Annotated in this window: 22 protein-coding genes and 1 tRNA gene; 14 read left to right on the top strand and 9 right to left on the bottom strand. The window is 33.4% G+C overall.

All coding sequences use genetic code 11. From position 1 onward, the window contains the following. Positions 1 to 5: 5 nt before the first annotated feature. Positions 6 to 866, bottom strand: a complete 861-nt coding sequence (locus tag GQ40_RS12970; RefSeq protein WP_047549153.1) for an MBL fold metallo-hydrolase — start codon at positions 864 to 866, stop codon at positions 6 to 8. 139 nt (positions 867 to 1,005) lie between these two features. Here GQ40_RS12970 and GQ40_RS12965 point away from each other — a divergent pair, with 139 nt between their 5' ends. From GQ40_RS12965 to GQ40_RS12955, 3 genes are all read left to right on the top strand, one after another. Next, on the top strand, positions 1,006 to 1,359 hold the full coding sequence (locus GQ40_RS12965; protein WP_231565576.1) for a DUF202 domain-containing protein: 354 nt from the start codon (positions 1,006 to 1,008) through the stop codon (positions 1,357 to 1,359). A gap of 285 nt (positions 1,360 to 1,644) precedes the next feature. After that, a complete protein-coding gene (locus GQ40_RS12960) occupies positions 1,645 to 3,576 on the top strand; it encodes a cation:proton antiporter (RefSeq protein WP_047549151.1) in 1,932 nt (643 codons plus the stop codon). 193 nt (positions 3,577 to 3,769) lie between these two features. Further along, positions 3,770 to 4,963 (top strand): cation:proton antiporter, encoded by a 1,194-nt coding sequence (locus GQ40_RS12955; RefSeq protein ID WP_052184257.1) that lies wholly within the window; start codon positions 3,770 to 3,772, stop codon positions 4,961 to 4,963. Positions 4,964 to 5,082: 119 nt separating this feature from the next. Here the strand turns inward: GQ40_RS12955 and lepA are convergent, their stop codons facing one another. Then, positions 5,083 to 6,879 (bottom strand): translation elongation factor 4, encoded by a 1,797-nt coding sequence (gene lepA, locus GQ40_RS12950; RefSeq protein ID WP_047549140.1) that lies wholly within the window; start codon positions 6,877 to 6,879, stop codon positions 5,083 to 5,085. Positions 6,880 to 7,034: 155 nt separating this feature from the next. On the opposite strand from lepA, the gene GQ40_RS12945 reads away from it, so the two are divergent. Continuing rightward, positions 7,035 to 9,452 carry a TonB-dependent receptor domain-containing protein gene (locus GQ40_RS12945; RefSeq protein WP_047549137.1) on the top strand — a complete coding sequence of 806 codons (2,418 nt, stop codon included), beginning with the start codon at positions 7,035 to 7,037 and terminating at the stop codon, positions 9,450 to 9,452. Positions 9,453 to 9,529: 77 nt separating this feature from the next. On the opposite strand, the gene GQ40_RS12940 is transcribed toward GQ40_RS12945, so the two are convergent. Further along, positions 9,530 to 10,645 carry a TolB family protein gene (locus tag GQ40_RS12940; RefSeq protein ID WP_047549134.1) on the bottom strand — a complete coding sequence of 372 codons (1,116 nt, stop codon included), beginning with the start codon at positions 10,643 to 10,645 and terminating at the stop codon, positions 9,530 to 9,532. A 39-nt stretch (positions 10,646 to 10,684) separates the two neighbouring features. Between GQ40_RS12940 and GQ40_RS12935 the strand changes: the two genes are divergently transcribed. Both GQ40_RS12935 and GQ40_RS12930 read left to right on the top strand, forming a co-directional pair. After that, positions 10,685 to 11,947, top strand: a complete 1,263-nt coding sequence (locus GQ40_RS12935) for a M28 family peptidase (protein WP_047549130.1) — start codon at positions 10,685 to 10,687, stop codon at positions 11,945 to 11,947. Continuing rightward, entirely contained in the window at positions 11,934 to 12,326 is a 393-nt protein-coding gene (locus GQ40_RS12930) for a DUF4345 domain-containing protein (RefSeq protein WP_047549128.1), read from the top strand. The genes GQ40_RS12935 and GQ40_RS12930 overlap by 14 nt, the downstream gene beginning before the upstream one ends. Here the strand turns inward: GQ40_RS12930 and GQ40_RS12925 are convergent. The 4 genes from GQ40_RS12925 to GQ40_RS12905 form a co-directional block, all read right to left on the bottom strand. After that, a complete protein-coding gene (locus tag GQ40_RS12925; RefSeq protein WP_047549125.1) occupies positions 12,310 to 12,516 on the bottom strand; it encodes a hypothetical protein in 207 nt (68 codons plus the stop codon). The two genes, GQ40_RS12930 and GQ40_RS12925, sit on opposite strands and share 17 nt — an antisense overlap. Before the next feature lie 193 nt (positions 12,517 to 12,709). Then, entirely contained in the window at positions 12,710 to 14,107 is a 1,398-nt protein-coding gene (locus GQ40_RS12915) for a radical SAM protein (RefSeq protein WP_047549119.1), read from the bottom strand. After that, complete coding sequence (locus GQ40_RS12910; RefSeq protein WP_047551945.1) at positions 14,097 to 14,840, bottom strand: prolipoprotein diacylglyceryl transferase; 744 nt, start codon at positions 14,838 to 14,840, stop codon at positions 14,097 to 14,099. Before GQ40_RS12910 ends, GQ40_RS12915 begins: the two co-directional genes overlap by 11 nt. 154 nt (positions 14,841 to 14,994) lie before the next feature. Continuing rightward, positions 14,995 to 15,363, bottom strand: a complete 369-nt coding sequence (locus tag GQ40_RS12905) for a hypothetical protein (protein WP_047549118.1) — start codon at positions 15,361 to 15,363, stop codon at positions 14,995 to 14,997. 95 nt (positions 15,364 to 15,458) lie between these two features. Here GQ40_RS12905 and GQ40_RS12900 point away from each other — a divergent pair, with 95 nt between their 5' ends. Both GQ40_RS12900 and dusB read left to right on the top strand, forming a co-directional pair. Beyond that, positions 15,459 to 16,145, top strand: a complete 687-nt coding sequence (locus GQ40_RS12900; protein ID WP_047549115.1) for a hypothetical protein — start codon at positions 15,459 to 15,461, stop codon at positions 16,143 to 16,145. A 113-nt stretch (positions 16,146 to 16,258) separates the two neighbouring features. Next, positions 16,259 to 17,251, top strand: coding sequence for a tRNA dihydrouridine synthase DusB (gene dusB, locus GQ40_RS12895; RefSeq protein WP_047549112.1), 993 nt, complete (start codon positions 16,259 to 16,261; stop codon positions 17,249 to 17,251). A gap of 60 nt (positions 17,252 to 17,311) precedes the next feature. Here dusB and GQ40_RS12890 read toward each other — a convergent pair whose 3' ends face one another. Next, a complete protein-coding gene (locus GQ40_RS12890) occupies positions 17,312 to 18,514 on the bottom strand; it encodes an ABC transporter permease (protein WP_047549109.1) in 1,203 nt (400 codons plus the stop codon). Further along, positions 18,515 to 18,913 (bottom strand): 30S ribosome-binding factor RbfA, encoded by a 399-nt coding sequence (gene rbfA, locus GQ40_RS12885; RefSeq protein ID WP_047549106.1) that lies wholly within the window; start codon positions 18,911 to 18,913, stop codon positions 18,515 to 18,517. A 182-nt stretch (positions 18,914 to 19,095) separates the two neighbouring features. Here rbfA and mce point away from each other — a divergent pair, with 182 nt between their 5' ends. The 6 genes from mce to GQ40_RS12855 all read left to right on the top strand — a co-directional run bounded on the left by mce (position 19,096) and on the right by GQ40_RS12855 (position 25,420). Next, positions 19,096 to 19,500, top strand: coding sequence for a methylmalonyl-CoA epimerase (gene mce / locus GQ40_RS12880; RefSeq protein ID WP_047549103.1), 405 nt, complete (start codon positions 19,096 to 19,098; stop codon positions 19,498 to 19,500). 86 nt (positions 19,501 to 19,586) lie between these two features. Beyond that, positions 19,587 to 19,660, top strand: a tRNA-Ile gene (locus GQ40_RS12875). Between the two features lie 165 nt (positions 19,661 to 19,825). Then, entirely contained in the window at positions 19,826 to 20,674 is an 849-nt protein-coding gene (locus GQ40_RS17240; RefSeq protein ID WP_052184256.1) for a Swt1 family HEPN domain-containing protein, read from the top strand. An 18-nt stretch (positions 20,675 to 20,692) separates the two neighbouring features. Continuing rightward, positions 20,693 to 21,685 (top strand): helix-turn-helix transcriptional regulator, encoded by a 993-nt coding sequence (locus GQ40_RS12865; protein ID WP_047549100.1) that lies wholly within the window; start codon positions 20,693 to 20,695, stop codon positions 21,683 to 21,685. 60 nt (positions 21,686 to 21,745) lie between these two features. Then, on the top strand, positions 21,746 to 24,238 hold the full coding sequence (locus tag GQ40_RS12860) for an N-6 DNA methylase (protein WP_047549097.1): 2,493 nt from the start codon (positions 21,746 to 21,748) through the stop codon (positions 24,236 to 24,238). Continuing rightward, positions 24,239 to 25,420: a hypothetical protein gene (locus GQ40_RS12855; protein ID WP_047549094.1), complete on the top strand. Its 1,182-nt coding sequence runs from the start codon at positions 24,239 to 24,241 to the stop codon at positions 25,418 to 25,420. Positions 25,421 to 25,437 lie beyond the last annotated feature (17 nt).

Genomic DNA, 25,437 nt, shown 5'->3' with positions numbered 1-25,437 from the left:
TCTTTTTAGTTAAAAATATCTTTTGTTGTAAATGTTTCTTTTAGTCGCACACCTTTTTCGGTATGTTTTACGGTTATAATTTCATTGTGAGCATCATGTTCTAAAAACAGATAGTAATCGTTGTCTGCTGCCATATTTAAAAATCGCTCTTTTTCATCCAGAGTCAATAAAGGTCTTGTGTCATAACCCATCACAAATGGTAATGGTAAATGACCAACGGTTGGTAATAAATCTGCCATGAAACATATTGTTTTACCTTTGTAGTTGATCATTGGGATCATTTGCTTATCGGTATGGCCATTGGCAAAAAAGATGTCAAATCCCAATTGAGAATCTTTTAAAATATCTTTCTGCGGAAGGTTGGTAAATTTTAACTGACCACTCTCTTGCATTGGCAAGATATTCTCTTTTAAAAATGATGCTTTTTCTCTATTATTTGGTTTGGTTGCCCATTCCCAGTGATTTTGATTACTCCAAAAATGAGCATTTTTAAAAGCGGTTTCGTAACCTGTTTTGTCTTTGTTCCATTGTACGCTTCCACCACAATGGTCAAAATGGAGATGGGTCATGAACACATCTGTAATGTCATCACGATGAAAACCGTGAACTTTTAATGAGTTGTCAATGGTATCATTTCCCCAAAGATGATAGTACCCAAAAAACTTATCACTTTGCTTGTTTCCCATTCCTGTATCAATTAAAATAAGCTTTTCACCATCTTGGATGAGTAAACAGCGTGCAGCAATATCAATCATATTATAGGCATCTGCAGGGTTAGTGCGTGTCCACAAAGATTTTGGAACGACGCCAAACATAGCACCACCATCCAATTTAAAATTACCAGCGTTTATAGGGTATAATTGCATCTAAGAAAATAATTGACATGCAAATTACTAAAAGCAATAAACATTACTTGAGTTTACCTATAATTATTGAGGGATTTTTAACATTTTTTGGATGTCATTGATGGATTTATTCTATTTTTATAAGTGAAAACTGATAATAATGAAAAGTACGCCTAAAATTAAAAAAATGAAATTGCTGCGGTTTGGAAGAGATTTCCAGCCAGATGAGCAGGTCATATTAAGGGATTATCTGGCCATTGAGAGAACACGTTTGGCAAATGAGAGAACATTATTATCATATATAAGGTCTTCGCTTTATCTTTTATTGGCGGGCATTGCTTTTTTTCAGCTTAAAGAGTTTTCAAACTTTAAGTATCTGGCTTTTTTATCATTGATTTTTAGTGGGATTTTCTTCTTTATAGGTATTTATAGATTTACGCTTTTAAAAAAGAGCCTAAAGAGAGTGTATTATAGTTCCGAAGAAAAAATCAAAAAACCATCAAAAAAAGATTAAGGGAATTTCTGCAATTATAGATTTCACTTGTTTTATATGTTTTTTGATATTGGCAGATTTAGGAAGCGATTTATCAACATCAATGCTCACATAAACATTTTGTTCTTTGATTTCTTCGACGAAAGTCTTTTTTGATTTTAGGTTTGGAGAAAACGCAACACAATTACCTATGGTTTGATAAAACTTATCTGTTAAAAGCTATAAAAATCAATTTTGACCGTAAGTTAGTTTTTTTTAGTCTTTATAATAGTTTCTATTATCTTTATCTTTTTCAAAATTAAATATATGTTAGAATTAGCAGGAATAATTATATTGGGAATACTGGCACAATGGGTTGCATGGAAATTTAAAATTCCAGCAATTTTACCTCTCATACTTATAGGGCTCTTTGTAGGTCCCATTTCTACTTTAATTTCTGAAGATGGAAAACAATGGATACAACCAATTTGGAATCAGGATAAGGGATTTTTTCCTGGAGAAAGTCTTTTTTACTTTGTATCTCTCGCTATTGGGATTATTTTATTTGAAGGAGGCTTAACCTTAAAATTGGGAGAAATAAAAAAGGTAGGCGGAGTGATAGGTAAACTTATTAGTTTAGGATCGATTGTCACGTTCTTTGGCTGTGGTGTTTCAGCTTATTATATTTTTGGATTAAGCTGGGAAATTTCATTCCTGTTCGCTGCCTTGATTATAGTTACAGGACCTACGGTAATTACACCAATCTTACGAAACATACCACTTAAAAAAGATGTTTCGGCGGTACTAAAATGGGAAGGTATACTTATTGATCCAATTGGAGCGCTCGTTGCTGTATTGGTTTTTGGTTTCATTACTGTTAATGGTCCAACTGGACTAGAAAATGTTGCTTTAGAAGAAGGAGCCGGACATGGCGCTAGTGGTGGATATACAAAACATGCGCTACTTGAATTTGGAAAAATCGCTGTGATAGGATTTGCATTTGGTCTTGCAGGAGGTTTTGCATTGTATCAAGCTGTAAAACGAAAAGTTATTCCGCACTATTTATTAAATGTAGGATCATTATCGCTCGTGCTCTTAATATTTGTATTAAGTGATTTATTTGCGCATGAATCTGGACTTCTTGCTGTTGTTGTTATGGGAATGTACTTGGGAAATAGTGATTTACCAAACTTAAAAGAACTACTGTATTTTAAAGAGTCTCTAAGTGTTCTTTTAATTTCAATACTCTTTATTTTATTAGCTGCCAATATTAGCTTAGACGATTTATTATTGGTCGCAAATTATAAAACCGCCATTTTATTTGCCTTAATTATTTTTGTGATAAGGCCAATTGGTGTATTTCTTAGTACAATAGGGTCTAGTTTAAAAACAAATGAAAAAATCTTCATAAGCTGGGTTGGTCCACGCGGTATTGTTGCTGCAGGTATTGCTTCCCTTTTTGGGACAAAACTGGTAGAAATGGGTGTTGAAGATGCAGAGTTTATAACGCCATTGGTATTTAGTGTTGTACTTGTAACCGTATTGCTAAATGCAACTACAGCGAGACTTGTAGCAAAATTGGTAGGTGTATTCCTAAAAGAATCTGAAGGCGTCATGATAGTAGGTGGATCTCGAGTTTCTAGGCTCATTGCAAGTTATTTGCAAAAAAATAATCGCCATGTTGTTTTAGTAGATAGTAACAGAACTAATATCGAGAAAGCTTTAGATCTAGGCCTTGATGCGATTGTGGCTAATATTTACAGTGATGACCTTACCGAGAATATAGAATTGAATGATGTGGGATACTTGTTAGCCATGACCGGTAACGATGAAATTAACAGGCAAGCAATGTCTAGGTTTGGGAAACAGTTTGGAGAGAATGGAACATTTAGATTAATGACTTCGGAAGAATTACTAAAGAAAAACACCTTAAAAACAGAAGAGGTATTCAGCAATACCCATGATTATATTCGATTTACTGAAGTAGCTCGAGATTACCCTTCCATACAGGAAATAGCAATAGATAGTGAATCTAAATTTAAAAAGATCCTACAAATGATTCGTGATAATAAAGATGCTATCCCGTTATTTATTAAAGACGACCAAGGACATATAGAGTTACTGGATACCTTGACAGAATTCAACATAGAGCCAGGCTCCTTAATTGCTTATTTGGGTAAACCTATAGATTTTGAAGATGTTGTTATTGCAACTAATGACGATGGTCAACTCCCAAAAGCCGAAAATACAGATGTTTAGATAATAGCTCAGTTGAGATTGCCTTTGTTAATTTGGCTTTTGCAAAGCATGATTTAGTTGCCTGCATGATTATTTTAATTACAACAAATTGATTTCGCTTGTTATTTAAGATCATTCGTTTTCAAACAAATATCAATAACTAATGAACAGTTACTTCGTTATTTTATTTTGCATAGGATTGTGCTTATTAATTATGGCCTATTTACCTGTCGCTAGTAAAAAAGTGAAGATTGGCTATACCATCCCGTTATTGATTTTAGGTATAATATTATTTCTCTTTGATGCACCGCTTCCTTGGCCAGATCCAATATGGCCTGCAAAAGAAACCAAAATTTTTACAGAGATTATTGTCATAATCAGTTTAATGACTGCTGGTCTCAAAATAGGTTTTATATATAGCAGGAAAGACTGGAAAAAACCATTCTTGCTCATAGGTGTAACTATGCCTTTGTTTATGGCTGCTATATTTATTATTTCTTTTTACGTTTTACATATTTCAGGACCGTTGTCATTGCTATTGGCAGCTGTTTTGGCGCCAACAGATCCTGTTTTGGCATCTGAACTTCAACTGAAGGATTACAACCAAATTAAGGGAGAGAAAGGCGGTTTGCGTTTTACTCTTACTGCGGAAGCTGGAATCAATGATGGTTTGGCTTTTCCATTTGTGTTTTTGGCAATTCTTTGGTCGCAAGCATCCTCTTTTGGTCAGATAGATTTTTGGGAATGGTTTTCTTATTATCTCTTCTATAAAATAGCTGTTGGCATTTTAATAGGTGTAATTATAGGTTATCTGTTTAGCCTATCTCTCAATTATTTTAAGAAATCCCACAAAAAGGATATTTTAAATGGTTTTACTGGTGTAGCGCTCACATTGTTTTCTTACGGAATTTGTGAACTCGCTCATGGTTATGGATTTATCGCAGTCTTTTTATGTGGCTTGTTTGCCCAGTTTCACAATAGAAAAGGAAATACTACGGAAGAATACCCAAATAGTACAACCATTCATTTTGTTGAGGAAATTGAACGATTGCTCATGGTTTTATGGACGATATTCTTTGGAGGTTCAATTATGGCAGGTATCTTGAATTTTACAGATTGGAAAGGGATTGTTTTCAGTTTATCTCTTGTTTTGCTATGGCGTCCACTTTTTGGTTTTCTTGCCTTGTATTTTACAAATTTTAAAATGAAGAAAAAATTTGCTGTCGGATTTTTTGGGATTCGAGGTATTGGGTCAATATTCTATTTAAGCTATGCTATTGCAGAGGGCGCATTTAAAGAGTATGAAGTTCTCTATGGGATAATTGCTTATACCATATTATTTAGCGTCATTTTTCACGGGTTGACAAGTCACCACGTTATATCTTATTTTAACAAACAGGAGGACTAATTACGCTTTTGTTTAAATAGCTTTATACCGCTTAGCGAATTAATTTCCGAAGAAAAAAATCCTATCCAAAAAGTTGTTTTTGTTTGTAAGGAGAGATGACCTGGATGGCAATAGTTAATCTAATCATTCAATTTCAATACAGCCATAAAAGCTTGTTGAGGTATTTCTACATTACCAACTTGGCGCATACGCTTTTTACCTTTTTTCTGCTTTTCTAATAATTTACGCTTACGGGAAATATCTCCACCATAACATTTTGCTGTCACATCTTTACGTAACGCTTTAATGGTTTCTCTTGAAATAATTTTTGCACCAATAGCTGCTTGAATTGGGATATCAAATTGTTGCCTCGGGATTAATTCTTTCAATTTTTCGCACATTTTCTTACCGATATTGTGCGCATTATCTGCATGAATTAAAGCAGAAAGTGCATCTACTGTTTGGGCGTTTAATAAAATATCTAAACGTACCAATTTTGAAACCTTCATCCCTATAGGAGAATAATCAAAAGAGGCATAACCTTTAGAAACGGTTTTAAGACGATCATAAAAATCAAAAACAATTTCTGCAAGAGGCATTTCAAAAGTCAACTCAACACGCTCTGGCGTTAAATACGTTTGATTTAAAATCATACCACGTTTCTCTATACATAGAGACATCACATTGCCCACAAAATCTGCTTTTGTAATTATGGTCGCCTTAATATAGGGTTCCTCTACGCGATTAATTGTTGTTGGTTCTGGTAAATCTGATGGATTATTTACAACAAAGGCTTCATCTGGATTTTTGTTTGTATAGGCATTATATGACACATTGGGAACCGTAGTAATCACTGTCATATCAAACTCGCGCTCTAGGCGTTCTTGAATGATTTCCATATGGAGCATTCCCAAGAATCCGCAACGAAAACCAAATCCTAAAGCTGCAGAGCTTTCTGGTTGAAACACCAAAGAGGCATCGTTTAATTGTAATTTTTCCATAGAGCTACGAAGTTCTTCGTAATCCTCTGTATCTACAGGGTAAATTCCAGCAAAAACCATTGGTTTTACATCCTCAAAACCTTCAACAATATTAGTTGTTGGGTTTGCAAAATCTGTTATGGTATCTCCTACCTTTACTTCTTTGGCAGTTTTTATACCTGTAATTAAGTAACCTACATCTCCAGCTTTTACACTTTTCTTGGCAACTTGAGTTAATTTTAAAGTACCAACTTCATCGGCATAATATTCTTTATCTGTGGCGACAAACTTGATTTTTTGACCTTTTTTAATTTCGCCATTAAACACTCTAAAATAAGTTTCAATACCTCTAAACGTATTATAGACCGAATCAAAAATTAAGGCTTGTAATGGAGCATCCACACTTCCTTTAGGAGCGGGAACGCGCTCAATAATTGCTTTTAATATATTTTCTATTCCAAAACCAGTTTTTCCGCTCGCGTGTATAACTTCACTTGGATCACAACCTAAAAGCTCAACAATATCGTCGGTAACTTCTTCAGGGTTTGCACTTGGTAAATCCACTTTATTAAGCACGGGAATAATCTCCAAATCATTTTCTAGAGCCAGATATAAGTTTGAAATAGTTTGCGCTTGGATGCTTTGTGCAGCATCAACAATCAATAAGGCACCTTCACAGGCAGCAATAGATCGAGACACTTCATAAGAAAAATCAACGTGGCCAGGAGTATCAATAAGATTGAGCACGTAATCTTCGCCTTCAAATGTATAATCCATTTGAATTGCGTGTGATTTAATTGTAATTCCACGCTCGCGCTCCAAATCCATACTATCCAATAGTTGATCTTGTTTTTCACGAGCGGTTACAGTACCTGTAAAATCCAATAAGCGATCTGCCAATGTACTTTTACCGTGATCAATATGTGCAATAATGCAAAAATTTCTTATGTTCTTCATAAACGCCTAATTCGTCTCCTAAATGATTTGCAAATATAATCGAATTATTGCGCATATAATATTAATAATGTTTACAAAAAGGTTTAACCCTACGTAAAAACCGTAATTCTATTTCAAAAATTGATGTTATATTGCACTATTAAACCCAATACAATTTGAGACTCCTACGTTTTCTCTCTTTATTTCTGCTATGCTCGTTTTCGCTTTATGGTCAAGACTTCTCTATTTCTGGTAAGGTATTGGATGTTGATAAGAGTATAATTGAGTTTGCAACCGTCATTATTTACAGTGAAGATGAAAGTGAGGTTTTAAAAGGCACATCAACAGATGATAAAGGTTTTTTTATTATTGATAATCTCGAAACCAACCCGTACATACTTAAAATAAGCTTTATTGGTTATAAAACCTACGAACAAAAAATTGTACTCACGGGAAGTTTGGATTTAAAAATAATCACGTTACAGGATGATGTTGAAAGCTTGGGAGAAGTGACTATAAATGCAAAAAAACCAATTTTGACAAGAGAGGCAGACCGGTTAGTTTTTAACATAGAAAATACTGCTTTGGTAGAGGGCAATATGCTTCAGGTTTTAAAAAGTACGCCTGGTGTTTTGGTTTTGGGAGATGAGATAACCGTTAAAAATTCTAATCCAACAGTTTATATTAACGATAGAAAAATAAATTTATCTTCGGAAGATCTAAACCAATTATTAGAAGGTTCTTCAGCAAATACGATTAAGTCTATTGAGGTAATCACAAACCCTTCAGCAAAATATGATGCAGAAAGTGGCGTGGTATTAAACATCATAATGAGCAAAAATTTAATTGCTGGTTACAGAGGCAGCATCTATTCAAATTATACGCAAGGTGTGTTCCCGAGATATGATGTTGGGACGAGCAATTTTTTTAAAAACGAGACTATTAGTTTTAATGTAAACTATAACTATTCTAAAGATAAAATAAATAGGGATGCTGATGATACCGTAAATTATTTGACCAATTCAAATACCATTGACCAAAGCTGGCGCTCACTTACCAATAGAAATACGTGGTCTGAAACTCATAATCTCAACGCAAATTTTGATTATTTTATTGATGACAGTAATACATTAAGTGTGTCTTCAAATGCGCTCTACCTTCCTTATTTTAAATATAAGATTAACAATAACACTATTATTACAGACGAAAATTCAGATTTTATATCACGCTTTACAGCAGATAATTTATCACGAGATAACAAGTATAATCTAGGGTTTGATCTTAATTTTACACACAATTTATCTAAAGGAAGTTTAGCGTTCAACTCGCATTTCACAACCTATAATTACGAAAGAAATCAAAGTGTCTTAAGTAATTTTTTTGATATTAATAATGAGTTTCAAAGCGCTTCTGCTTTTAATACAAATGCCAATCAAGAAACTAAAATATTTACTGCAAAATTAGATTATGCTTTGCCATTAACAGATCACTCAGAGTTTGAGGCTGGCATAAAAACATCAAGTATCAAAACAGAAAGCGGTATTACACAATTTGATGTCAATCTTGTTTCGGGTGATGAAACGATAGACCCATTAAATTCTGATGCTTTTGATTATGACGAACGCATTTTAGCTGCCTATGCAAATTACACCTTAAATAAAGATAAATATAGTATCAATGCAGGATTGAGAGTCGAGCAAACAGATATTGAAGGTGTATCGGCATCTTTAACCCAAATCAATACACAGGATTATTTAGAATGGTTTCCAAATGCGAGTTTCCAATATAACATTAACGATAAATACAATATATACGTTAATTACAAACGCAGTATCGCGCGTCCTGGTTATGCAGATTTGAATCCGTTTCGCTTTTTTTTAAATGAAAACTATGTGATTTCGGGTAATCCAAATTTAGTTCCAATATTTACAGACCATTCCGTCATAGGAACCTCTTTACTTGATGGCTTATTTAGCATAGAAGCTTATTATAAGAACTATGATGGCGCAATTTCTGAAATTCCAAGACAAAATAACGACACCAATATCATTGAATACATTAGCGTCAATTTTGACAAAACGGTTGAATTTGGATTTGACTTTCTAACCTATTTTAATGTCACAGATCGGTGGTCATTATATGCGGTAACATCGTTTTATAATATCGAAGAAGAAACTAATTTTGGTAATGGTTTTGTAAAAAAAGACCAATGGTCTAATTATTCTGTTCTTCAAAATGATTGGTCAATGCTAAAAGACCAAAGTCTCAACGCAACATTTACGCTCATTTGGGTTGGTAAAAACCTACAAGGCTTTCAAACTATAGAAAACCGTCTATTCTCAGAATTGGCTATATCTAAAACCGTTTTCAAAAAAAAGGGTATAATATCATTATCTTTTAGTGATTTGTTTAATATGCAAGACCCAGAAATTGGTACAAGATATCAAGATCAATTTAGCAACAGTATTCGTGACGAAGACAATCGTTATATTAAATTAGGGTTTCGATATAAATTTGGAAATACACGTTTAGAGTCTAATCAACGTACTATTACAACAGACGAGCGCGATCGTTTAAATAAAGAAAACAATTAATTTTTTTTCTTCGGAAATATGCCTGTCGAGAAAGTCAGTCTTTTAAATAAAGAGATTTCTGCCTTTGCAGAAATTTGTTAATCCTGCCACTCTGCAATAAACAAATTCGTATCACGTCCACCACCATTATTTCTATTAGAGGAGAACGCTAAATGCTTACCATCATTTGAGAATACAGGAAATGCATCAAATGTTTCACCATGCGTCACACGCTCTAGATTTTTCCCATCAAGATCAATTAAATATAAATTAAACGGAAATCCACGCTCAGCTTCAAAATTAGAAGAGAACAATACTTTCTCTCCCGAAGGATGAAAAAACGGGCTCCAATTCGCATTCCCTAAATCGGTTAGTTGACGCAAATCGCTACCATCTGCATTACAAATGTATAACTCCATTTCGGTTGGTTCAACTAAACCTTCAGCCAATAAATCTTTGTATTCTTTAATGTCGCGTTCTGTTTTTGGACGTGATGATCTAAAAATCAGTTTTGTTCCATCGGGAGAAAAGAAAGCACCACCATCATAACCTAATTCGTTCGTGATTTGCTTCACATCACTACCATCAATATTCATAGTATATAATTCTAAATCACCACTTCTGGTTGAAGTAAATACAATTTTATCACCTTTTGGAGACACTGTTGGTTCTGCATCATAACCCACTTCATTAGTTAATTGTTTAACGATATTACCTTCTAAATCTGCCACAAAAATATCGTAGCTGTCGTAGATTGGCCAGATGTATTTTCCATTTTTACGTAGAGGCGTGTCTGGACATTCGTCTTGTTTTAAATGTGTAGATGCGTAAATAATGTGCTTGTTGTCTGGTAAAAAGTAAGCGCAGGTCGTACGACCTTTTCCTGTACTTAACATTGGAGGCGCAATACTATCTGTAAACGTTTCATTAGCATTCATCAAAAACATTTGGTCGCAACCTACATCCCAATTAGCGTTGTTAGATTGAAACACCAATTGTTTATCATCAAAACTCCAATAAGCCTCTGCATTATCACCACCAAAAGTCACTTGACGAATCGCCTTAAAATGTTTTTCTTCAGGATAAATCAGGGAGTCTTTTCCAGCTTGCAAAACTTCAGTTTGCTCTACTTTTTTTTCTTCGGAATTGGTTTTCGGTTCGTTTTTACAACTTAGGAATGAGATTGTTATTAGTGCTGCAACTATATATTTCATCTGCTAATTAATGATTAAATTTGTGCAAAATTAAGATATATGCGTTTCAATTACCTCATTATTGTACTTTTTTTGACAGTTTTAACCGCCTGCAAGTCAAATTCCGAAGAAAACATAAAAGTAACCACTATCAAAGAAGATGTGGCTTTTTTAGCAGATGACAAACTCGAGGGTCGCCAAACTGGAACTGACGGAGAGCTTGCTGCAGCAGCTTATATTGCCAAACGTTTTAAAGATTTAGGTTTACAAGGAAAAGGAACCGATGGGTATATGCAGGCGTTTTCATTTAAACCAAAAACAGATCCTCATCAAGAAGTAAATTACACGGTTAAAGATGGTGATAGTACCATAACAGGAACTAATGTGGTTGGCTTTTTAGATAACAAAGCAGAAAATACTATTATTATTGGCGCACATTACGACCATTTAGGTTTTGGAGCTGAAGGTTCTCTGTATCGGGGAGATAAAAAAGAAATTCACAATGGGGCAGATGATAACGCAAGCGGTGTTGCGGTTTTACTCAATTTAGCTGAAAAATTAAAATCTGCAAATACAGGTAACAACTATTTGTTTATGGCCTTTTCTGGTGAGGAAATGGGATTATTAGGGTCAAATTATTTTACAAAAAACCCTACGTTAGATTTAAGCAGAGCAAATTATATGCTCAATATGGATATGGTTGGTCGTTTAAAACAGGATAGTACTTTAGCTGTTTACGGTGTTGGTACCTCTCCAATTTTGAAGCAAGTGGTAAAGGCCAACAATTCTAAATTTAAGATTATTGAAAACGAGTCTGGTGTTGGACCAAGTGACCACACATCGTTTTATAATAGTGACATCCCAGTATTGCACTTTTTCACGGGTCAGCATGAAGATTATCACAAACCAGGTGATGATACTGAGAAGTTGAATTATGAAGGTATGGAAACCATCTCCAATTATATTTTTGATATTATTTCAGATTTGGATGATAATGGGAAGTTGCCTTTTAGAAAAACAAAAAACGAAAGCGAAGATGTACCAAGATTTAAGGTTGGTTTAGGCGTCATTCCAGATTATCTATTTGATGGAAAAGGAATGCGTATTGATGGTATTAGTGAAGATAAACCTGCCCAAAAAGCAGGACTTGAAAAAGGAGATATCGTTGTAAAACTTGGCGATAGTTTGGTGACCGATATGATGAGTTATATGAGAGCGTTATCTAGTTTTGATATAGGAGATAAAACCAAAGTGACTGTGAAACGTGGTGATGCTGAGGTTGAAAAGATATTGAGTTTTAGATTTGAAAATGCTAAAAACTAAGAAAGACATCATTAACAAAATACACCTCATTATTTCAGTGTGTATTGTTGTGCCTGTGTCGTTTGTATATGGTTTTAACCCCGAATTAAGTTTTGATATGTTTCTCGAAACCATTGACGAACACAATTTCTACAAAGCGATTATGGGTTTGTATCTAGGGTTTTCTTCGTTGTGGGTTTTAGGTATTTTTAAATCACACTATCTCAAAACAGCATTAATTACCAATATGATTTTTATGCTAGGATTGGGTTTTGGAAGAGTGCTGAGTATTGCGCTTGATGGGATCCCAACTTTTGGATATATCTTCGGAACAGTTGCAGAACTCTTTTTAGGTTTCTACGGGCTTTGGGTTTTAAACAGACTTAAAAGCCACCAATAAGGGCTCCACAAATACCAAGACTAATAATTGTATAAACCACAGCGATGATAAAAAGTACTTTAGCTGCTGTCTTGTTTTTTTTGTAAACAGCTGCACCAATTAAGGTCAATAAAATTCCAGGACCAAGCATGATGGCGATAATCATGATAAGGAGTCCGTCAAGATTTCCAGGTTCTATTATTAAACTCATATATACAATATTCCGCAATACCCTAAACTAATTAAAATATATACCACAGTTAAAATTCCTATTATTTTTGCTGTTTTTGGTTTTCTACGACTTAAATATAAGGCAATTATAATTCCTATTAACGGAACACCAAATACAATAAATAAAAGAAATAATATTGTAGAACCATCAATATGTGTGAAAACCAAAATTCTCATAACTTAATCTCATGTCTGAGTTCTTCCAATCGCGCTTTTTTGTCATCGCGATAAAACAAGTTCATCGTTTCAAAAGGAATGATTTTATTATCCTTATCCACAATGTGCACACATGATTTTTTAATTGCTCTCACATCAAAATTATAAGTATCAATAAACTGCATAATAATGATGCGAAACAAATTATCATAACCCAACTCTGGCGCATCAATATGTGGTAAGCAACACATAATAGACTTTAAGTTCTCTTCTGCTTTTTCTACGGAATTTCCTGTACTAAACAGCTCAATCATTTTACCATGAAGTTGTTCATCTTGCTCATAAATTATAGTATTCTTGCTGTTATCCAGTAAATCATTTGGATTGATATAGCGCGTTAACGGAAACACTTCACCATTCAACTTCAGAGCATAACCCATCACTAAAGCATCAGGATTACAAGGCACAGGCAGTAAATCATCTCCATTAAAAATAGTAGTTTGTTCCATGATTTTCCTGCGGACTTCTGTCAAGGTCATGCGATCGGTTTCCGGATTAAAATTTTCTAAACGACCTGCTATTTGTGTTGGCTGAAATGTGACACCTCGAATACATTTCTGTTTTAAGGCATAATCGATAATTTTTCCTATTTCGCCATCATTTAATCCTTTTTGAAGTGTAACCACTAAAGTTGTAGATAGATTTAATTTGTTGAGGTTATCCAGCGCTTGTTTTCTTATATCATTTAAATCGGCTCCTCGCAATTCCCGAAGCACAGAATTTTCAAACGAATCAAACTGAAGATACACCTCAAAATCTGGAGTATAAGTTTTTAGTTTTTCCGCAAAAGCGAAATCCTTAGCAATCTTAATTCCGTTAGTATTGAGCATTAAATGACGAATGGGCAGTGATTTTGCATAATCCATAATTTCCCAAAACTGAGGATGAATCGTGGGTTCGCCTCCAGAAATTTGAACCACATCTGGTTCCTTTTCATTTCTTACAATCGTATCGAGCATTGCCTTCACTTCATCAAGTGTTCGATGGCGACCATAAGTTGGTGAAGAGCCAGCATAACAGGTTGGGCAGGTCAAATTACAACGGTCTGTCACTTCGATAACCGTTAAGCAAGAATGTTGCTCGTGGTCTGGACACAGTCCGCAATCGTAAGGACAACCGTAATCTGTTTTTGTGTTAAACGTATAAGGTGTTTCGCTTGGTTTATTGTAGTTTCTTATGTTTTTATAATACTCAATATCATCTGCAATCAAAACCTTAGAATTACCATGTTCGTTGCAACGTTTAAGCATGTAAACGTTTCCATTTTCAAATACGATTTTGGCGTCAACGCGTCGTAAACATTCTGGGCATAAGCTTAACGTAAAATCGTAATAGGTATATTTTCTAACTGGCATGTTTTAGTTTTTGATAGATGAACGGACTGTAATACAACCAACAAATTACACATAAAAGTTGAATTGTGCTCAACCCAAGGATATGAAAAACATTCGGTTTTATAAATTCTATAAAGAATCTAAACCCGAAATAAGTAAGCATAAAAATCTTAAAAAGCTCACCATTTTTTAAAATGTCACGTTTCCGAAGTAATTGTAAACCAATACATAAAATAACTAGAAAAATGAGTTCATAGAGCGAGGTTGGATGTCGCAGGAGACCATCTCCTAAATCCATCCCAAATATGGAGTTGGTTGGATTTCCGTAGGTAAATTCATTAATGCCAGAGAGAAAGCAACCAACGCGACCAATAAAAATGCCCAAAATGATTGGGAACACAAACAAATCTCCCGAAGATGATTGCTCGCCAATGATTTTCTTGGCAAGTTCCACACCAAGCAATCCGCCAAACAATCCACCCATTATCGTTTTTGTGTTGAGCAGTTGAATGATATTTGCTTGAGAAAAATCAACCAGAGGGTTTTCGAGAATTCCAATTAAACGTGAGCCAATCAAAGCACCTAAAGCTGCGCCAAGAATGATAGATAGTCGATTTCCAGAAGTGATATGATCTTCACTTTTGCGACGTAAAATTACATAATATCTAAAGGCAATGAAAAATGCCAAGTACTCTAAAATGAGGTGAATGTTTAGAGTGATTCCGAAGAGTTCTGGTTGGAAGGGGATTTGCAAAATCCTAGTTTTTAAATTTAAAAGAGTCAATAATAACCAACGCATTATTTATATAATCTTCATAAATATCTGTTCTAACTCTATATCGTAATTCGTAAATACTTTCATTTTTCTTAAAATAAAAACTGATTTCTTTCATAGCTCTATAATCACGCTATTTCTCTATTTCAAGAATTATAGCTGCCCCATTTTTTGTATCTATTGTTTTTTGTTGAAAGTGCGTTTCACCAATGGATTGAGTTGCTTGTTCTTTTTTGTCTTCAATAAAATCATTTATACTTTTATCAATATAATTTTTATGATCTAGTTTGTATATGGTGAGTATATTATCAAACATGTTCTTATCTTGTTTAAGATATGATTTTGGAGAAAATGCTAAAAAACCATGATCATCATGTGCTTCCCATTCTCTCGGGTATTGAATTGAGAAATCATGGTTTTGATAAGATTTAACCTTTTCAGTATGAGATGAACCACAGTTTAAAATAAAAAGAAAACTAAATGCAAGAAAGAGTTTTTTCATAAACACTAATGTATACATTTTATGTTCTTTAAAAACGGATAATTGTAAGAAAAATTCTAGATTTGTCAATTATTAAAAGATCAAAAACTCTAACTATGAAAAAATTAAAATTTATTACCGTTTTATGCTTATCCATTATCCTGTCAGCTTGTAGCGATGATGATTCTTCAAATCCAAGTCCTGATATCAACCAAGATGACTATGTTTACTTTATTTCGGGTAAAGTAAATGGAGAACCATTTGTTTATGGCCAATTAGCATCTTCAACTGTTGCAGATTATTACTTATCCCTTTCGGGAAATTCAATTACAACCACATGTGCCTATTATCCAGATACTGGTGGGTTAAACTATTCAATTGGCGTGTATCCAGACTTTGATACCGAAAATAGACCTAGTATGTATTTTGATTTTATTCGCTTTTATTTATGTGGATCAGATGAGGATGCTTCACAAGCATTTAATGATGCTTTTCCTGTAAGTTCTTATGACTATGCAATTAGTGATAATGTTGTTTCTGGATCAACTGGAGATGTAAGTGCTCATTTCAAATTTGATTCTACAAGTGAAACATCGTATTCAACTTTAGGTGGAGATCAAGCAGGCAGTAATTTTCAAATCACGAGCTCTATAGAAGATAATATTATTTTTGGTGCGCAGACCCTACAAATACAACAATTGTTAGAAGGTAATTTTTCAATGAAATTATATAATGTAGATGATCCTAGCGATGTTATTGAAATCACAGAGGGCCAATTTAAATTGCCGATGCCTTTTGATTAATTCCTTTAAGAATTTTTGTTAACAATAAAATTTTAGACCAATTAGCCTTTACTTATGTAGAGGCTTTTTTATGCTGAATAAAAATCCCTAATTTTGCCCAAAATAAAACGAGTTTGATAAAAATAGGCGATATAGAACTTCCAGATTTCCCGTTGTTGTTGGCACCAATGGAAGATGTTAGCGACCCACCGTTTCGAGCATTGTGCAAGGAGCAAGGTGCAGATGTCGTTTATACCGAGTTTATCTCGAGTGAAGGCCTAATTCGTGACGCAGCAAAAAGCGTCATGAAACTAGATATCTACGAAAAAGAACGACCTGTTGGCATCCAGATTTTTGGAGCCAATATGGAGAGTATGTTACAAACCATTGATATTGTTGAGCGTTCAAATCCAGATATTATTGATATCAATTTTGGTTGCCCAGTAAAAAAAGTGGTGAGCAAAGGTGCAGGAGCAGGAATTCTAAAAGATGTTTGCTTAATGGAAAGTCTTACTGCGGAAATGGTAAAACGAACCAACCTGCCTGTTACCGTAAAAACCCGTCTAGGCTGGGATCACGATTCCATAAAGATTGTTGAAGTAGCTGAGCGACTGCAAGACGTAGGCTGTGCTGCCATTTCAATTCATGGTAGAACACGAGCACAAATGTATAAAGGTCAAGCCGACTGGAAGCCTATCGCAGCAGTGAAAAATAACCCTAGAATGCACATTCCAGTATTTGGAAATGGCGATGTCGACACACCAGAGAAAGCTGCGATCATGAGAGATAGCTTTGGATTGGATGGCTGTATGATTGGTCGAGCAACGATAGGGAACCCATGGTTTTTTAAACAGGTAAAGCATTTTTTTGAAACAGGAGAACATTTAGGGTCTATCTCAATGGCAGACCGTGTGGATGCAGCAAGACGCCATCTTCAAATGTCCATAGATTGGAAAGGAGAAAAACTGGGCGTTTTTGAAACCAGACGCCATTATACCAACTACTTTAAAGGGATTCCTAATTTTAAAGAGCATCGCATGAAAATGGTTACAAGCGATGATTCTAAAGATGTCTTTGCAGCTTTTGATGAGGTTTTAGAGTTGTTTGGTGATTATCGGTTTTCCTGATCTTGTGGAGTTGTTTATGAATTAATTTACTGTCTACTTGACTGAGTACTGCATACTAAATTACCCCTTAACCAAATCCCGGGTAATTCTCTGTGAAGCTAATTTAGAAGCCAAAATACCCAAAACGAAAATAGTAATGATCACGAGCAAGAAATTAATTGCTTTAATCTCGACTGGATATGGTAATGAAGGTGTTAGCATAATAAGTTCAAATTGCTTTTGAAGAAACACAATTACAAACCCAAGAAACAGTCCAATACCACCTGAGAGTATTGTCATCAAACTGCCTTGTAAAAAGAAAATTCGTCTAATAGTCTTTGTTGTTGTGCCTAAATTGAAAAGCGTGTTTAAGGACGCTTTTTTATCAAGAATCATCATTATAAGTGCACCGATCACATTAAATAGTGCAATGATTATGACAAGAGTAAAAATGAGGTAAACTGCAACATTTTCGGTATTGAGCATTTTGTAAAGTGCGTCATTGAGCTGAGACCTGTTTTTTATCTCAACTCTTTTTCCAAATATTGATTTTAACGCTTCGGAAATTTCAACTTCATTAGCAGAGTCGTCCAGTTTAAATTCAACAGAAGATATTTGATTGTCATTGTAGTTAAGCAAATAACGGGCAGTCTGTATGGTTGCAAAAATGTATTCATTATTTAATTCTTGGTTGATATCAAAAACACCAACATTATAAGCTTTAACAGAATTAAACGCTCCTTTTACAGAGGTGATTTGTCCTTTTCCGGGTTTTGGGACATAGATTTTTTGATTTCTAGTAAGATCAAGCACTCCGTAGGATAACTTGTTAGAAATGCCACCACCAGAAACAATTTGATTGGTATTGTTCTCGAGCCAATTTCCGTAGTAAATCATGGTATCAATTGAGGTTACTTTTAGAAAATTCTCATCAACACCTTTCATGGTAACTATTTGACGTTTATTGTCAAATTCGAGAATAACACGCTCTTCAATGGTCTTGGAGTAGCTTTTAATTCCGTTGATCTTTATGAGTTTTAGTGAGTCTTCCGAAGTGATCTTAAACGATTTTCCTTCCGCAGGAAATACTTTTAAATCGGGATCTACAAAAGATGAAAATTCTAAACTAAAAGTCTTTAATCCTGCAAAACCAGAAAGTACAATAAAGAGTGCAGCAGCAGCGATCACGGTGCCCGAAGCTGCAATGATGGTCATGATGTTTATAGAGTTGTTGCTGCTTTTAGAAAACAGATAGCGTTTTGCGATGTACAGGGCAACATTCACTTATTTCTTTTTTCGTTTTGCTAAAAGATCGGCTTGTTTGATTGGGTCTTCTTCTCTTTTTAGAGACTTTTCAATTCCGTCAATATATTCAAGGGAATCGTCAATAAAAAATTCAAGATTTGGCATACGACGTAATTGATTTCTAGTACGTTGTGCCATTTCGTGGCGAATTAGTGGTGTGTTTGATCGAATACCTTCAATAAGTTCTTTTCCCTTTCCGTTTGGGAAAACGCTGAGGTACACTTTGGCTACGGAGAGATCTGTGGTGACGTTCACTTTACTTATCGAAATGATAACGCCTCGCATCCCACCATCGGTCGCTGCTTTTTGTAATATATCTGCGAGATCCTGTTGTAAAACTCCGCCAATTTTTTTCTGTCTTTGTGTTAATTCTTCCATTGCATTGTATTTAAGTCATTTTCAATCGTTCATCATAGTTCTAATATAACGACTTTTATCAAATATGAAACCACCATTTGGTTTCCGACTGCAAAAATAGGCGATAATTAAGGATTATGTTATTTTTGGATATCAAATATTAACAAGATTTCCGTTTTCACGGAAACTGAAACAAGTTTCAGATGGAAAAAATAGAACACATTGGTATTGCGGTAAAAGATATTGAGGCTTCAAATGTGCTGTTTTCTGCTCTCTTCGGAAAAAAACATTATAAAACTGAAGCAGTAGAAAGTGAAGGGGTGATCACTTCTTTTTTTAAGACAGGTCCCAACAAAATCGAGTTATTGCAGGCGACGAATGCTGATAGCCCGATTGCAAAATTTATTGAAAAAAAGGGTGAGGGCATTCACCACATTGCTTTTGCGGTAGAAGATATCGAGAAAGAAATTGAACGATTAAAAGGGGAAGGGTTTAAGATGATACATGAAAAACCTAAAAAAGGAGCAGATAATAAGCTCATCGCTTTTTTGCACCCAAAGTCAACAAATGGCGTTTTGATTGAACTTTGTCAAGATATTGAAGTGTAAAATGGCTTAAATTTCTTGTAGAGTTTTAAAATATGTAGTAATATTGCACACTCTTTTAAAGAGAACTATTGATATGCGTATCAATAGGTCCCATAGCTCAGCTGGTTAGAGCATTTGACTCATAATCAAAGGGTCCTTGGTTCGAGCCCAAGTGGGACCACAAATTAAATCCGTAAACAGCTTATAAACAGGCTTTTACGGATTTTTTGCTTTTATGAAGTAACAACATAAGGGGCAACCTAATGCGCTTTAATAAGAATTGTTCTTTAGTTTTACTAATACTATCTCAAACCTTATATTTGAAAGTATCAAACTCTCTAAATTTATGAAGATAGGCGCATTAGTAAAGGCTTACATTCCAAAAATACTTGAATACTGTAAAAATGTAGATCATAAAGAGTTAGAAAAACTAATGGATAAGGAGTATTCCAATAAAACTTTTGGAATTAATTTTCCTTTTTGCTCTGATGTTATAATTACCTTGTTAGATTCAAAAAGATATTGGAAAGATAAATATATATTAAACTCGAAAGCTATAAGAGTATCTAGTCAATGGAATATTAATCACAAAACTAAGTTCTTAAATTATTTACTGTTACATAATTTGATTTCTGAGATTGAGTATAAAGAATTAGATCTTTCTGTTGAGCATAGTCATAGTAAATCACAATCTCTAGAAATTTCTAAATTAGAAATTTATAATAAAGAAATCTTTACAGGGAGTTTAAATAGTTATTTCGAAGAATCACTGGTAAGTCAAGCAAACTTTATGAGTATTCAGTATCAGAAGTTTTATTGTTTAGAGCGTTCTATCAGAGAACTCGTAAAAGAAGTAATGATAAATAGCTATAACGATAATTGGTGGAATAAAGTTGACTTTAAGGTAAGAGATAATGTCAAAAACAATTTAGAATATGAGCTTGATACCTCTCACACCAAGAGATCAGAGCATAAAATAGATTATTCAACTTTTGGTGATTTAAGGAAAATTATTAATTCACAATGGGAAATTTTTAAACCAAAATTTAATAGAAGTCTTAAATCTGTTAATGAGGTAATGATAGATTTGAATAGATTGAGAGTCCCTATTGCTCATTGTACACCTCTTGCTGATAAAGAAATTAAAAGGTTAGACATTAGAATTGATGATTGGTATGACCTGTTGGATATATAGTTATTAAATTCTAAAAATATGGCAAATAGCAAACATGCACATTTGAGGTATAATATATTAGATTATTGCTTTAGAAATAAATCTTTTGGTTTTGATGAATTATTAAAAGTTGTAAATGAGGGAATAGCTGAATTATATCCAGGAGAGGGAATATCCACAAGAACGTTAAGAGAAGACATTAAAATTTTTAGAGATAAAGAAAATGGATTTGCTGCACCATTACCAGAAAAAATTAGAACTTTAAAATATACAGATCCTAATTTTACAATAGCTAAACGACCACTTTTAGAGTATGAACAATACTTAATAGATGCTGCTCAACAACTCTTATCTAGATTTGAGAACCATCCAAAGTATAATAAATTGGCAGAAGCCTTAATTAAGTTTCAAGATGAAGAAGAACAAGAAAATGATGCTAAACAAATCTTATTTTACGATCATAACGAAGAATACAAAGGTATAAAACACCTAAAACCATTATATCTAGCTATTAAGAAAAAGGAAACTTTGAAGATATTTTATAAAAGCTTTAAAGATAAGGAACCATTGGTTTTTGAATTTCATCCACATATTTTAAAACAATACAATAGAAGATGGTTTGTCTTTGGATATAATAAAACAGTTGAAAGGTGGCAACACATTATTCCATTAGATGAAAGACTCATTAGTTTTGAAACACTTGAAGATGTCAATTATTTAGATTCAGAGAAAGATTGGAAATTTTTTTTTAGAACTATGGTAGGTGTAACGAGAATAAACGAAAATGTAGAGCGCGTAGTTTTACGTTTCCATAATGGTAGAGAAGACTATTTTAAGACAAAACCATTTCATCCTGACTTTGATTTTCATGAAGAGAATCCTAATCAAGTATTTTTTGATACCTTAATAAATAAAGAACTAGTTCAGCAAATTTTATCTTATGGTAAAGATATAGAAGTTATAGAGCCAGACGTTTTATTACAGGAAATGAGAGAACATACAAAAGCAATGCAACAATTTTACGAAACATAACTATGCAGTTACTTTGCATAATAAATTCTTTTATTTGCAGAGTTGAATTTATAAAAGTTTATGAGAGAAGATAATTATAGAGATAATGAACAAGTAATATTGATTACCGAACTACTTTGGAAATCAATGAATATTCTTCGTGGAGTTCTACCTGTAGAACAGCATCATGTATTCCTTTTTCTTTTGTCAGCTTATTACGATGATATAATTGTTAAAGAATTTACAAATGTAGAAGTTGATTATGAGGACTTATTTTATGCCTTAGAGAATGACTATAGATACCGCGAACTTTCTGTTATTTATATTCCATTACTTAAAAGTATTCCAGAATGGCCATTAACTCATTTAATTGAAGAGTTTGGTAAATTCGAGAAAGAAATTCCTGAATTTTTATTTAACAAAGTTTTTGATAATCTTCTGTTTAAGCTAGCAAGTAATCAAGGAAAATATTCTGGAGAATTTTTACTTCCTAATGAGGTAAGTAGCTTAGTTATGCAATTAGTAGATATTCCTAATAGGGCTAAAGTCTTTAATCCATTTGCTGGATTAGCTTCATTTGCAACGCATCTTAGTATTGCAGAAAGTTACTATGGTCAAGAAATTGTTAATTCTACTTGGGCATTAGGAATGTTAAGACTGCTTCGGTTAGAAAAATCTAACAATATTAATATTGATTTTAGAGTTGAAGATTCAATAAATAATTGGCCAGATTTTAACAATTTTGATTTAGTAATATCTAATCCACCATTTAATTATAAAATTGATTCTCATTTAGCTCATGATTTCGGACAACGAAGAATGACAGCTGAAACTTATATTCTAAAAAAAGGGCTAGAATCAATAAATTTTGATGGTAAAGTGGTGTCTGTTCTATCTCAAGGTATTTTGTACAAAGCAGGTGAGGAAGGAAGACTTCGTCAAAGTTTAGTTAATCAAGGGTTAATAGATACTATAATATCGTTACCAGGAGGTTTGCTTGAACATACAAGTTTAGCTATTTGTATAATGGTTTTAACACGAAAGAGTAATGCAAATAAAACCATTCGATTGGTGGATGCGTCTACATTTGTTAAGGACTTTGGGAGAAGAAATAAAAGATTAGAAGTAGGAAGGTTGTTGACTTATATTAATTTGAACAAAGATAAAGATTATGTTCGTGACATACCAATTAATGAGGTTATTGATAATGATTATAATCTCACAGTCGAGAGATATTTTTTAGAAGTATATGATGGTAAACAGCTTAATCAATTTTTAATACCTATTAGTGGAAGTCGTGATTTAGGTCAGGAAAAAGGTTATTTGATTCGTACCAGTAATCTTTCAGACAATGAATTAGATTACGAACTAAACATTAATGATTTAGAAAAGAGAAAATTATCATCTGTAACTAGAAGGATCGCGACTACTGCTATATTGTTATCTACTAGATGGAAATCACTAAAACCTACTCTATTCAAATTTACTGGTACCCCTATTTTTATAGGACCAGAAATATTAGCTTTTGAAGTGAATGAGAACTATATTGATATTCATTATTTAATTAATGAATTGAAGTCAGAGTATGTCAATAAGCAATTGTCTGCCTACCAAACTACAGGGATTGTACCGTTTGTAAAAAGAATAGATCTTTTAAAGATAAAAGTACAAATGCCTTCTTTGCAAGAGCAGCAAGCAAAAGTTAGCGGTATTATTGAATATTCATCTAGACTTAAAAAACTAGAAGAAGAAAAAGAAAAACTTCTCAGCGGTATTAGGCAGGAGGAAACCGAGAGTTCTACATCATTTAGTCATGTTTTAGGAAAACCTTTATTAAATATAGGCTCTTCCTTAGATATAATTCAAAATGCTTTAGATGCAATGGATTCTGATTGGAGAGAAATATCGTTAAGTGAACGAAAAGAATTTACTATGTCAGATGCATTTCAATCGATTTTTAAAAATGTTAAATATATACAACAGTTAGCTGATCAAAACACTTCTGTTGTAAGTGTATCTAAATTTGAATTAACAGAAATTCGTTTCCTTAAATTTTTGTCCAATTTCACAAAACAAGAAAAGCAGAGTTTAAATCACAACATTGAGCTTAACCTTGATATTCATGAAGATATACAAGAATTAATGAAAGGTCAAGTAGTCATTAAAGGAAATGAACAAAAACTTAGAATAGTTTTATTAAACTTAATAGATAACGCTAATAATCATGCCTTTATTGAAAAAGAGAAGGAATATAAAATTAATATTGAAATTTTACCATTTTCAGAAAATGAAAAAGACGCATTGTCTTTAAATTATGAGTTAGATGTAAGAAAGTCTTATGTCGAGATAAAGGTTTCAAATACCGGAATACCATTCCCAAATGATTTTACTCTAAGTGATTATGTGCGTAAAAATTTTGCAGTTGGTAAAAATGGTAATCAAGGTTTGGGAGGATATGAGGTAAATGAGATACTTAAAGTACATAATCAAGGTAAAAAAGCACTTAACATAATGACACAAGATGAAAATCAAGAATTTAGTTCAACCGTTTCATTTATAATACCTGTAATTTAAATGACAAAAATATATAACATACTTTGGGTGGATGATGAGCATGATCATCCTGAAATGGAGCCTTTCATAATACAGGCGGAAGCTAGAGGTATTATACTTATTGGTTATAGTAATTTTAAAGAAGGTTTTGAAGCCTTACAGAGGAATTTAAATTATTATGATGGTGTTCTACTAGATGCTTTATTTTTTTTCGATGAAAGCTCAACAACACCCAATAAAAAAGGACTAGGAGCTTCTATAGGGAAGTTAAATGAATTAAAAGGAAAAAAGGTTTTCCCGCACTTTGTACTCTCTGGACAATCTAGTTTTACAGATGAGCAAAATGATATTTTGGAAGCAAATGATTTAAGATGTTACAACAAAAAGGAGCCAGAAGATGTCAAGGAATTACTAGAAACAATAAAGTCTGAGGCCGACATTCAAACAGACCTTCAAATAAAGCACGAAAATCAATCACTATTTGAGGTGTTGAAAGATTACCCAGATTCAGCAAGAGATACGTTTATATCAATATTTAAAGGTCTTAAAGGTTTTGATAATCAATTTGATGACCAATTATATTTTACGCAATTAAGAATAATCCTTGAGACTATTTTTAGAAGGGCAAATGCTTTTGGATTATTACACGATAAATGCGTACAGGTAAGTGGAGGAAAAGTTAATTTATATGAATCTTATTTGTTTCTCTCTGGCCTAGATACTAATCACTTCAAAGTGAATTGTTCATTTACACACTTCCCTAAATTAATTGCAAATAATGTTAAAACAATAATTCATACAACAGGCGCTGCATCTCATACTTCTGTTGTTGATATTACTGAAAATATACATATTCAAGCATATCGCAAAGGTGTAAATACGACTTATTTATTGTATTCATTAGCATTGCAATTGATGGATGTGTTAATTTGGTTCGATGGATACAGTAAAACAAACAGCGATATAGCTAAAAATAAGTCTTATTGGCAGGATTTAGAATACGATGCAGAGGGTAATAAGTTTGAAATATCAGAAATCGAAAGAGTAGCACCTAATGGTTGGGCTTCAGTTCTGTTAAATAACAAAACAAAAAGCATAAGTGTTTACAAAGGAGACGTAGCTAACCTGAACTTAAGTGCTGGCGATAAAATTAAGTTTACAATTAAAGATTCGTCTCAAGCTCAAAATATAACCAAGCTTTAAAACTATGCAATCACTAC

This window comes from Psychroserpens sp. Hel_I_66 (genome assembly GCF_000799465.1).
GTDB lineage: Bacteria > Bacteroidota > Bacteroidia > Flavobacteriales > Flavobacteriaceae > Psychroserpens.
Note: the sequence above shows the minus strand (reverse complement) of the source record. Positions and strands in the feature narration are given on the sequence as shown.

Coding starts and splice junctions, on each gene's coding strand:
- GQ40_RS12970 (WP_047549153.1), bottom strand. CDS start 866: ATGCAATTATACCCTATAAACGCTGGTAATTTTAAATTGGATGGTGGT.
- GQ40_RS12965 (WP_231565576.1), top strand. CDS start 1,006: ATGAAAAGTACGCCTAAAATTAAAAAAATGAAATTGCTGCGGTTTGGA.
- GQ40_RS12960 (WP_047549151.1), top strand. CDS start 1,645: ATGTTAGAATTAGCAGGAATAATTATATTGGGAATACTGGCACAATGG.
- GQ40_RS12955 (WP_052184257.1), top strand. CDS start 3,770: ATGGCCTATTTACCTGTCGCTAGTAAAAAAGTGAAGATTGGCTATACC.
- lepA (WP_047549140.1), bottom strand. CDS start 6,879: ATGAAGAACATAAGAAATTTTTGCATTATTGCACATATTGATCACGGT.
- GQ40_RS12940 (WP_047549134.1), bottom strand. CDS start 10,645: ATGAAATATATAGTTGCAGCACTAATAACAATCTCATTCCTAAGTTGT.
- GQ40_RS12935 (WP_047549130.1), top strand. CDS start 10,685: ATGCGTTTCAATTACCTCATTATTGTACTTTTTTTGACAGTTTTAACC.
- GQ40_RS12930 (WP_047549128.1), top strand. CDS start 11,934: ATGCTAAAAACTAAGAAAGACATCATTAACAAAATACACCTCATTATT.
- GQ40_RS12925 (WP_047549125.1), bottom strand. CDS start 12,516: ATGAGTTTAATAATAGAACCTGGAAATCTTGACGGACTCCTTATCATG.
- GQ40_RS12915 (WP_047549119.1), bottom strand. CDS start 14,107: ATGCCAGTTAGAAAATATACCTATTACGATTTTACGTTAAGCTTATGC.
- GQ40_RS12905 (WP_047549118.1), bottom strand. CDS start 15,363: ATGAAAAAACTCTTTCTTGCATTTAGTTTTCTTTTTATTTTAAACTGT.
- GQ40_RS12900 (WP_047549115.1), top strand. CDS start 15,459: ATGAAAAAATTAAAATTTATTACCGTTTTATGCTTATCCATTATCCTG.
- rbfA (WP_047549106.1), bottom strand. CDS start 18,913: ATGGAAGAATTAACACAAAGACAGAAAAAAATTGGCGGAGTTTTACAA.
- mce (WP_047549103.1), top strand. CDS start 19,096: ATGGAAAAAATAGAACACATTGGTATTGCGGTAAAAGATATTGAGGCT.
- GQ40_RS17240 (WP_052184256.1), top strand. CDS start 19,826: ATGAAGATAGGCGCATTAGTAAAGGCTTACATTCCAAAAATACTTGAA.
- GQ40_RS12865 (WP_047549100.1), top strand. CDS start 20,693: ATGGCAAATAGCAAACATGCACATTTGAGGTATAATATATTAGATTAT.
- GQ40_RS12860 (WP_047549097.1), top strand. CDS start 21,746: ATGAGAGAAGATAATTATAGAGATAATGAACAAGTAATATTGATTACC.
- GQ40_RS12855 (WP_047549094.1), top strand. CDS start 24,239: ATGACAAAAATATATAACATACTTTGGGTGGATGATGAGCATGATCAT.